The sequence below is a fragment of the Yoonia sp. genome (assembly GCF_046292185.1).
Taxonomy (GTDB): Bacteria; Pseudomonadota; Alphaproteobacteria; order Rhodobacterales; family Rhodobacteraceae; genus Yoonia.
The window spans coordinates 40,615-47,904 of record NZ_JBKBQY010000011.1; the positions used below are offsets into that span (position 1 = coordinate 40,615).

Here is a 7,290-nt window from a genome sequence, read left to right on the forward strand (position 1 = left end):
GTCCGATGCAACAGGATGATTTCGAGGATGATACGACCCGTATCAGCGCCCGCGTTGCCGCCGAGGCGCTGATTGTCGATGTGGGTGCCTTTGAAGGGCCGCTTGATCTGTTGCTGACGCTGTCGCGGACGCAAAAGGTGGATCTGCGCAAGATTTCCATTCTGGCGCTGGCGCAGCAATATCTGGCCTTTGTCGAACAGGCCAAGGCGCTGCGGCTGGAACTGGCGGCGGATTATCTGGTGATGGCCGCCTGGCTGGCGTTTCTGAAATCCCGCCTGCTGCTGCCGCCCGACCCGCGGGAAGAGGGGCCATCGGGTGAGGAACTCGCCGCGCATCTGGCATTCCAGCTCGAACGCCTTGCCGCGATGCGCGAGGCGGCGGCGAAACTGATGGCGCGCGATCAGTTGGGTCGTGACTTTTTCGCCCGTGGCATCACCGAAGATGTGCAGCGGGTGCGCCGTGTCAGCTATACCGCCAGCCTGCTGGACCTGATGCAGGGCTATGCGCGGATCAGGACCCGCGATGATTTCCGCCCCTTCGTGATGGACCGCCAGCATGTGATGACGATGGAACAGGCGCTGGACAGGATGCGGCATCTGATCGGCTTTGCCGGGGACTGGACCGATATATCCAGCTATCTGCCTGACGGTTGGGATGCCGACCCGCAACGCAGGCGATCCACCACGGCGGCGACCTTTGCCGCGACGCTGGAACTTGCCAAGGAAGGCAAGATCGACATCCGGCAAAGCGACATTTTCGCCCCCATTCAGATCCGCAAGAAAGACCCGCGCCATGAGTAAACGGCAAAATGACAGCCTGTTCGAGGCCCCCCCGATGGGCGAACAGGAACGCATGGTCGAGGCGATCCTGTTTGCCAGCGCCGACCCCGTGACGGTGCAGCAACTGGCGGGACGGATGCCGCATGGCTGCGACCCGGCAGAGGCGCTTGCCTATCTGCGCAAGCGGTACGAAGAGCGCGGGGTCAATGTGGTCAAGATCGGCGACGCCTGGGCGATCCGCACCGCCCCGGATGTTGGGTTCCTGATGCAAAAGGAAATCGTCGAGACGCGCAAACTGTCCCGGGCTGCGATCGAAACGCTGGCGATTGTCGCCTATCACCAGCCGGTGACGCGTGCCGAGATCGAGGAAATCCGTGGTGTCAGCGTCAGCCGTGGCACGATTGACCAATTGATCGAGATGGAATGGATCAGGTTCGGACGCCGCAAGATGACACCGGGCAGGCCGGTGACCTTTGTCGTCACCCAAGGGTTTCTGGATCATTTCGGTCTGGAAAACACCCGCGATCTGCCGGGGCTGAAGGAATTGCGCGCCGCAGGATTGCTGGAAAACCGGCCACCGCCGGGGGCCAACGCGCTTGGCGATCACGAACAGGACAGCAGCGCCGGCGATCAGTCAGAGCTGTTTGAAGAATAGCGCTGATTGTGCTAAAAACCGGGTAAGTCGTAAAAGGGATGATGTTATGAATATGAACCGTTTGATAACGATGGTCGTGCGCCAGTTGATGAATATCGGCATGCGCAAAGGCATGCAGATGGCCAGCAAGGGCCGCGCGAAAACCGGCGGGCCGGGTCACGACATGGCAGGCCAGACACGCAAGGCAAAGCAGGGTGCCAAGATCGCGCGCCGGATCATGCGCTGATCTTGAAATGCTTGGACAGTTTCAGCCCCTGTCCCTGATAATTGGATTTGATCGCTTGCCCGTATAATGCCTCGGGCAGGGCGGCCATATGTTCATAGACCAGCCGCCCCACGACCTGCCCATGTTCCAGCACGAACGGCGCTTCGTGGCAGCGCACCTCCAGCACGCCGCGCGATCCGGCCCCGCCTGCGGCGGCATAGCCGAAACCGGGGTCGAAGAACCCGGCATAATGCACCCGGAATTCGCCGACCATCGCCAGATAGGGCGCCATTTCAGCGGCCTGCATTGGCGGGATCACAATCGATTCGCGGCTGACAAGGATATAGAAGGCACCGGGATCAAGGATGATCCAGCCGCTATCGGTATGGACGGGTTCCCAGAATTCCGCCGGGTCGTAATGGTTCAGCTTTGCCAGATCGATCACGCCGGTATGCGGCTTGGCGCGATAGCCGACGAGGTTGCCCTCCGCAGGCCGCAGATCGACAGAGAATCCCAGCCCATCGGAAATCACCGGATCGCCGGACACGATGGGCGTTTGCGCATGCAACGCGCGCAGGGCGTCATCCGACATCAGCGTCTTGCCCTGCCGGAAAATGATCTGGTTCAGCATCTGGCCGGGTTGGGCGACCACCGAAAACGAGCGCGGGCAGATTTCAACGAACAGCGGGCCGGTATAGCCCGCAGGCACGCGGTCAAATTCGACGCCATGATCGGTGATGATCCGGGTCAGCAGGTCCAGTCGCCCGATGGATGATTTTGCCGATGCCGCCCCGGTCATGCCCGCGGGCAGGGCGAGGCTTTCCATCAACGGCACGACATAGACGCAGCCTTTTTCAAGGACGGCACCGCCGGTCAGGTCGATTTCATGCATCTGGAAATCCGCCAGCCTTTCGCTGACGGTCCGCGTCCGCCCCGCCAGAAACGACGCCCGCACGCGATAGGCGGTGCTGCCAAGGCGCAGGTCAAGCGATGCGGGCTGGATCTGGCCTGCCGCGATAGGTGCGCTGGCGCTGATCGCACCACTGGCGATCATGTCGCGGATCTGATGGTCTGCCAAGACGCCGTTTTGCATGTCATTGCCCCCGTCGGATACCAAAACGCCCGCCGCGTCAAAACGCAAGCGGGCGGTTGAAAGCGTTTCAGGGAAACGCTGTATTGGTCGGGCTAGCAGGACTCGAACCTGCGACCTTCCGTCCCCCAGACGGACGCGCTACCAGGCTGCGCTATAGCCCGACTGAGGGCGTTCATACTGGAATCTGACGCAGGAACAAGCCCGAAAAGCATTGGTGACATGGCTGATTTTCCCTGCCGGGGGCAGCGAGGACCTTATGCGGAATGCAGCCGGTCCTGCAGCGTTTGCAGCCGTGCGATCAACGGGGTGATGGCGGACAGATGCGGGCGCAAAGCCTTTGCATGCAAAGGCGCGCGTCCGATCAAGCGGCCCGGCAAATCGGGCAGATCCTGCGACGGTGCAAAGGGTTTATGCACGGGGCGCGCTGGGGCGGGATCGTCGAAAGGCAGGATGTTCTGCGCAGGCGGCGGGGGCGGCGTCGGTGCCAGCACGGGCGAGGGCGGTGCCTGTTCCTGCTCTGGTTCTGGCGCGGTTGCCTGCGGGCGGTGCTGTGGCGGTGTCTGCTCTGACTGACCCTGGGGGGTTTCCCGAACGGGCGTTTGCGACACCGGCGTTTCCTGATCCTCGGGCGCCGTGACGCTGGCCCCGAGCGTGGCCACATATTTCACGCCCTTGTCGCGCAGCATTTTCTGCGCGCCTTTGATGGTCAAACCATCCTTGTGCAGCAATTGCTTGATCCCGCCCAGCAGGTCCATGTCGCTGGGGCGGTAATAGCGGCGACCACCGGCCCCCTTGACCGGGCGGATCTGGCTGAATTTGGTTTCCCAGAACCGCAGCACATGGGTGGGCGTGTCAAGCCATTCAGCAACTTCGCTGATCGTCCGAAAGGCGTCTTTGGCTTTGGCCATGGGTCAGGACTTGTTCCCGGCGGCGACACGATCTTTCATCAGATGCGATGGTCGGAAGGTCAGCACGCGGCGTGGATGGATCGGCACTTCTTCGCCGGTCTTGGGGTTGCGCCCGACGCGGGCGGCCTTGTCGCGCACCGAAAAGGTGCCGAAGGACGAAATCTTGACCGTGTCACCGGCAACTAGCGAATCGGAAATATGCGTTAGCACGCTTTCCACCAGATCGGCGCTGTCGTTGCGCGACAGCCCCACTTCATTATGGACCGCATCGGCCAGGTCCATGCGTGTCAAAGTCTTGTCCGCCATACCTCGTCCCCTCGCAATTTCCGGTCACATTGACGCGAGCGAATTTCAAAGTCAATAACAAGGACTTGCAAAGCAGACTCTGGGCGCGTTTCGTCCTACCAGCGCAGGATGACCGCACCCCAGGCAAGCCCGCCGCCGATTGCCTCGGTCACGACCAGATCGCCTTGCTTGATCTGGCCGCGTTCCACCCCGACCGACAAGGCCAGCGGGATTGACGCGGCAGAGGTATTGCCATGGTCCTGCACCGTGACCACGACGCGGTCCATCCCGACGCCCAGCTTTTTCGCAGTGGCCTGAATGATGCGGATATTCGCCTGATGTGGCACGACCCATGTCACGTCGTCCGCGCTTAGCCCGACCTTGTGCAAGGCGGTATCGGCGGTCGCGGCGAGCTTTTCGACAGCGTGGCGGAACACCTCTTTGCCTTCCATGCGCAGCATACCGGTGTTCTGTGTTGCGACACCGCCATCGACGTACAGCAGATCCTTGTAACGTCCATCGGAATTCAGGTCTGTGGACAGGATCCCCCGGTCGGCATTGGTGCCGTCTCCGTCTTCGGCCTGCAGGATCAGCGCGCCGGCCCCATCGCCGAACAGCACGCAGGTGGACCGGTCGGTCCAGTCCATGATCTTGCTGAAGGTTTCGGCCCCGATCACCATTACGGTTTTGGCCTGACCCGACACGATCATCGCATTCGCGGTTGACATCGCATAGACAAAACCGGCGCAAACCGCTTGCACATCAAAGGCATAGCCGGTGGTGTTGCCAATCGCGTTCTGCACCATCGTCGCCGCCGACGGAAAGGTCATATCCGGGGTCGAGGTCGCCAGCACGATGGCGTCGATCTGATCGCCCTGCATCCCGGCCGAGGCAAGTGCCGCCAGCGCCGCGCGCGTCGCCAGGTCCGATGTGGTCTGACCTTCGGCGGCGAAATGCCGTCGTTCAATGCCGGACCGTGCCCGGATCCATTCGTCGGATGTTTCCAGCGTCTTTTCAAATTCGCTGTTGGGAACAATACGTTCGGGAAGGTAATGCCCGATTCCCTTGACCACTGCACGCCGTGTCATGATTATTTGCCTGTATTGTTGTTGGCCGGATCGGCCACGCCGTCTTGCCCCTGATCTTGGGCAAGTGCCACGGCGGATGCAACCCGTGCGGCCAGTTTGTCCGAAAACCCGCTTTGTGCCAGCCGGTAAGCCAGATGAAGTGCTGCGGCGACGCCGGTGGCGTCGGCAGACCCGTGGCTTTTGATCACGGTGCGGTTCAGCCCCAGAAAGACACCGCCGTTCACCCGGCGCGGATCAATCCGTTTGCGCAGACGGGCCAATGACCCGCGCGCCAGGATCGCGGCGAAAATCGACAGCGGCGTTTTCATCAGCGCGCCACGCAACAATTCGCTGATCAGTGTGGCCGTGCCTTCGCCGGTTTTCAGCGCGACATTGCCGGTAAATCCGTCGGTGACGATGACATCCACCTTGTCGGACGGCAGATCACCACCTTCGACAAAGCCGACATAGTCGAAATCACCCTTATCGGCGGCGCGCGCGATCAGTTCATGCGCGACCTTCAGTTCGGCGCGGCCCTTGTGTTCTTCGGTCCCGACGTTCAGCAGCCCGACGCGGGGGCGGGCGATATCCAGCCCGTTGCGCGCATAGGAGGCCCCCATCAGCGCATAGGTCAGCAGATCATCCTGATCGGCGCGGATATCGGCACCCGCATCCAGCATCACGTTAAACCCTGCGGGATTGCGCGACGGCCACAGACAGGCGATGGCGGGGCGGTTCACCCCTTCGGCCTTGCGCAGGCGCAGCATCGACAGCGCCATCAGCCCGCCGGTATTGCCGCAGGACACGCAGACCGCCGCCTTGCCGTCACGCACCGCATCAATCGCCGACCACATCGAGGTTTTCTTGCCATGCCGCAGCACATTGCTGGGCTTGTCGGACATTTTCACGACATCGGGGGCGTCGTGCACGGTGGCACGGTCGCCGATCTTGTGATGGGCGATCAAAGGGTCAAGCTGTGCTGCCGGGCCATGCAGGATGGCGCGTGCGGCAGGCGTGGACCCCAGAAACATGGCAAGGCCCGCAACCACGGTTGCAGGCCCTTTGTCGCCACCCATGGCATCTACAGACAGCACATTCGCCGATGTCGAGACTGGTCCCGTCTGGCCCTGGGTCATGTCTGATATGCCTGTTTTACAGCTTATGCTGCGTCTTCGTCCAGATCGACCTCGGTCGTGGAGGCAACGACTTCACGTGTCGCGTAATGGCCGCAGGACGGGCAAACATGGTGCGGGCGCTTCATTTCGCCGCAGTTGTCGCATTCGTTGGGATTTGCCGCAACGAGCGAGTCGTGCGACCGCCGGTTGTTGCGGCGGGATTTGGAAACTTTATTCTGCTGGACGGCCATAACGGAACCCTATGATAAATGGGCGCGCGGCCCTGATTGGTGCATCTGTCGGGGGTCCTACGCCAATCTGGCAGCCCTGTCGAGACGCTGTATGAAAGAGGCGGCTTAAATACTGCGATTTCAGCGCAGCGCAACCCCTTCTCGCCTGTTTTCTTTGGGACTTGGGGCGGTTGGTTTGCCGTCGCCGGCTCTGTCGATCACATTTTCGCGCGGGTGATGCGCAGATATGCAGTCAGTCGTCTTTGTCTTTCAGGCTGTCGCGCAGCGCGCCAAGACCTGCAAAAGGTTTCGCCGCCTCATCGGTCAGCGGCGTCACGCCTTTTTCAGTGTAAACCGTCTGATCCAGTTCGGCACCGTCGGCGCGCGGATAAAGCGGCAGGGCAAGCGCCAGCGCCTCGGTCAGGACAGCGTAAAGGTCGATTGTCTCGGGCAGGGGTTCGGCTGTGTCATCCTGCGGCATTTCAACTTCTGTGCCGGTGATGTCGGGCATGTCGGCCAGATAGGACCGGGTCACGGTTTCGTCGATCCGCGTGGTGACGGGGGCCAGCGTGACAACGCATTCCTGCACCACCGTCGCGCCCAGGGTGCCGGTCAGCACCCAATCCTTGCGGCCCTGCGGCGTCAGTTTGCCGTCAAAGCGCAATTTCCTGATTCCGATGATTCCCAGGGCATCCGCAATCGCGCCGCGTTCGCCCGCATCGGGGGCCAGCGCGAATTGCGTGCCGCTTGACGCTGTCAGATCGGACAGGCGCAAAGGTGATCGCGGGATTTCGGGCAAGGCAGTATCCATTCTTGAACAGGGCGGGGTGGTGTTGTAGGTGAGATAAAAGGCATCAGATGCCAAAGCAAGGGGCCTTCCTAATGATCATCATCACCGGCAATCTGCGCGCGACTTTGCGGGCCTCGGGCATGGTTCTGGCGCTGGCGGCGGT

General features: G+C 61.6%; 10 protein-coding genes and 1 tRNA gene. 3 read left to right on the forward strand and 8 right to left on the reverse strand.

Features of this window, described 5'->3' with window-relative positions; translation table 11 throughout:
• Positions 1–5 precede the first annotated feature (5 nt).
• Genes ACK4TM_RS03775 through ACK4TM_RS03785 form a run of 3 tightly spaced genes read left to right on the forward strand, consistent with a single transcriptional unit; the run spans position 6 to position 1,660 of the window.
• On the forward strand, positions 6–800 hold the full coding sequence (locus ACK4TM_RS03775; RefSeq protein ID WP_409696951.1) for a segregation and condensation protein A: 795 nt from the start codon (positions 6–8) through the stop codon (positions 798–800).
• Complete coding sequence (gene scpB / locus ACK4TM_RS03780) at positions 793–1,434, forward strand: SMC-Scp complex subunit ScpB (RefSeq protein ID WP_409696954.1); 642 nt, start codon at positions 793–795, stop codon at positions 1,432–1,434. Before ACK4TM_RS03775 ends, scpB begins: the two co-directional genes overlap by 8 nt.
• Positions 1,435–1,480: 46 nt before the next feature.
• Positions 1,481–1,660 (forward strand): hypothetical protein, encoded by a 180-nt coding sequence (locus ACK4TM_RS03785; RefSeq protein WP_409696957.1) that lies wholly within the window; start codon positions 1,481–1,483, stop codon positions 1,658–1,660.
• Here the strand turns inward: ACK4TM_RS03785 and ACK4TM_RS03790 are convergent.
• The 8 genes from ACK4TM_RS03790 to ACK4TM_RS03825 form a co-directional block, all read right to left on the reverse strand.
• Positions 1,650–2,732, reverse strand: coding sequence for a 2'-deoxycytidine 5'-triphosphate deaminase (locus ACK4TM_RS03790; protein WP_409696960.1), 1,083 nt, complete (start codon positions 2,730–2,732; stop codon positions 1,650–1,652). The two genes, ACK4TM_RS03785 and ACK4TM_RS03790, sit on opposite strands and share 11 nt — an antisense overlap.
• 84 nt (positions 2,733–2,816) lie before the next feature.
• Positions 2,817–2,893: transfer RNA gene (locus ACK4TM_RS03795), tRNA-Pro, on the reverse strand.
• A 93-nt stretch (positions 2,894–2,986) separates the two neighbouring features.
• Positions 2,987–3,640 carry a MerR family transcriptional regulator gene (locus ACK4TM_RS03800; RefSeq protein ID WP_409696963.1) on the reverse strand — a complete coding sequence of 218 codons (654 nt, stop codon included), beginning with the start codon at positions 3,638–3,640 and terminating at the stop codon, positions 2,987–2,989.
• 3 nt (positions 3,641–3,643) lie between these two features.
• Positions 3,644–3,946 (reverse strand): integration host factor subunit alpha, encoded by a 303-nt coding sequence (gene ihfA, locus ACK4TM_RS03805; protein WP_409696966.1) that lies wholly within the window; start codon positions 3,944–3,946, stop codon positions 3,644–3,646.
• A 95-nt stretch (positions 3,947–4,041) separates the two neighbouring features.
• A complete protein-coding gene (locus ACK4TM_RS03810) occupies positions 4,042–5,013 on the reverse strand; it encodes a beta-ketoacyl-ACP synthase III (protein ID WP_409696969.1) in 972 nt (323 codons plus the stop codon).
• Positions 5,014–5,015: 2 nt separating this feature from the next.
• On the reverse strand, positions 5,016–6,128 hold the full coding sequence (gene plsX / locus ACK4TM_RS03815) for a phosphate acyltransferase PlsX (RefSeq protein WP_409696972.1): 1,113 nt from the start codon (positions 6,126–6,128) through the stop codon (positions 5,016–5,018).
• A gap of 23 nt (positions 6,129–6,151) precedes the next feature.
• On the reverse strand, positions 6,152–6,358 hold the full coding sequence (gene rpmF, locus ACK4TM_RS03820) for a 50S ribosomal protein L32 (RefSeq protein ID WP_409696976.1): 207 nt from the start codon (positions 6,356–6,358) through the stop codon (positions 6,152–6,154).
• A gap of 232 nt (positions 6,359–6,590) precedes the next feature.
• Complete coding sequence (locus tag ACK4TM_RS03825) at positions 6,591–7,148, reverse strand: YceD family protein (RefSeq protein ID WP_409696979.1); 558 nt, start codon at positions 7,146–7,148, stop codon at positions 6,591–6,593.
• Positions 7,149–7,290 lie beyond the last annotated feature (142 nt).

Coding starts and splice junctions, on each gene's coding strand:
- ACK4TM_RS03775 (WP_409696951.1), top strand. CDS start 6: ATGCAACAGGATGATTTCGAGGATGATACGACCCGTATCAGCGCCCGC.
- scpB (WP_409696954.1), top strand. CDS start 793: ATGAGTAAACGGCAAAATGACAGCCTGTTCGAGGCCCCCCCGATGGGC.
- ACK4TM_RS03785 (WP_409696957.1), top strand. CDS start 1,481: ATGAATATGAACCGTTTGATAACGATGGTCGTGCGCCAGTTGATGAAT.
- ACK4TM_RS03790 (WP_409696960.1), bottom strand. CDS start 2,732: ATGCAAAACGGCGTCTTGGCAGACCATCAGATCCGCGACATGATCGCC.
- ACK4TM_RS03800 (WP_409696963.1), bottom strand. CDS start 3,640: ATGGCCAAAGCCAAAGACGCCTTTCGGACGATCAGCGAAGTTGCTGAA.
- ihfA (WP_409696966.1), bottom strand. CDS start 3,946: ATGGCGGACAAGACTTTGACACGCATGGACCTGGCCGATGCGGTCCAT.
- ACK4TM_RS03810 (WP_409696969.1), bottom strand. CDS start 5,013: ATGACACGGCGTGCAGTGGTCAAGGGAATCGGGCATTACCTTCCCGAA.
- plsX (WP_409696972.1), bottom strand. CDS start 6,128: ATGACCCAGGGCCAGACGGGACCAGTCTCGACATCGGCGAATGTGCTG.
- rpmF (WP_409696976.1), bottom strand. CDS start 6,358: ATGGCCGTCCAGCAGAATAAAGTTTCCAAATCCCGCCGCAACAACCGG.
- ACK4TM_RS03825 (WP_409696979.1), bottom strand. CDS start 7,148: ATGGATACTGCCTTGCCCGAAATCCCGCGATCACCTTTGCGCCTGTCC.